The following is a 1,093-nucleotide window of genomic DNA, read 5'->3' as shown; positions in this document are numbered from 1 at the left end:
GTGGGCGAAGCTGGGAATTTAAGCCCCAGTAAACGGCGGTGGTAACTATAACCATCCTAAGGTAGCGAAATTCCTTGTCGGGTAAGTTCCGACCTGCACGAATGGAGTAACGACTTCCCCGCTGTCTCAACCATAAACTCGGCGAAATTGCAGTACGAGTAAAGATGCTCGTTACGCGCAGCAGGACGGAAAGACCCCGAGACCTTTACTATAGTTTGGTATTGGTGTTCGGTGTGGCTTGTGTAGGATAGGTGGGAGACTGTGAGACCCGGACGCCAGTTCGGGTGGAGTCATCGTTGAAATACCACTCTGGTCATACTGGATATCTAACTTCGGCCCGTAATCCGGGTCAGGGACAGTGCCTGATGGGTAGTTTAACTGGGGCGGTTGCCTCCTAAAGAGTAACGGAGGCGCCCAAAGGTTCCCTCAGCCTGGTTGGCAATCAGGTGTCGAGTGTAAGTGCACAAGGGAGCTTGACTGTGAGAGAGACATCTCGAGCAGGGACGAAAGTCGGGACTAGTGATCCGGCGGTACATTGTGGAATGGCCGTCGCTCAACGGATAAAAGGTACCTCGGGGATAACAGGCTGATCTTGCCCAAGAGTCCATATCGACGGCATGGTTTGGCACCTCGATGTCGGCTCGTCGCATCCTGGGGCTGGAGTAGGTCCCAAGGGTTGGGCTGTTCGCCCATTAAAGCGGTACGCGAGCTGGGTTTAGAACGTCGTGAGACAGTTCGGTCCCTATCCGCTGCGCGCGCAGGAAATTTGAGAAGGGCTGTCCTTAGTACGAGAGGACCGGGACGGACGAACCTCTGGTGTGTCAGTTGTACTGCCAAGTGCATCGCTGATTAGCTACGTTCGGATGGGATAACCGCTGAAAGCATCTAAGCGGGAAGCCTGCTTCAAGATGAGATTTCCATGCACCTTGTGTGTGAGAGGCCCCCAGCCAGACCACTGGGTTGATAGGCCGGATGTGGAAGCGGGGACTAAAGACCCGTGAAGCTGACCGGTACTAATAGGCCGATAACTTACACCACACATATCCTGGGCAGAACACGACTTCAAACGGTTCCGCCAAAGAAGGGGTATGAA

General features: G+C 54.1%; 1 rRNA gene. It reads left to right on the top strand.

Annotated features, from left to right (window positions below):
* Positions 1-1,038 (top strand): 23S ribosomal RNA (locus tag ACSLGO_RS18220); the annotation flags it as partial.
* Positions 1,039-1,093 lie beyond the last annotated feature (55 nt).

The sequence above is a fragment of the Arthrobacter sp. IK3 genome, assembly GCF_051337705.1.
Lineage (GTDB): Bacteria > Actinomycetota > Actinomycetes > Actinomycetales > Micrococcaceae > Arthrobacter_B > Arthrobacter_B koreensis.
Note: the sequence above shows the minus strand (reverse complement) of the source record. Positions and strands in the feature narration are given on the sequence as shown.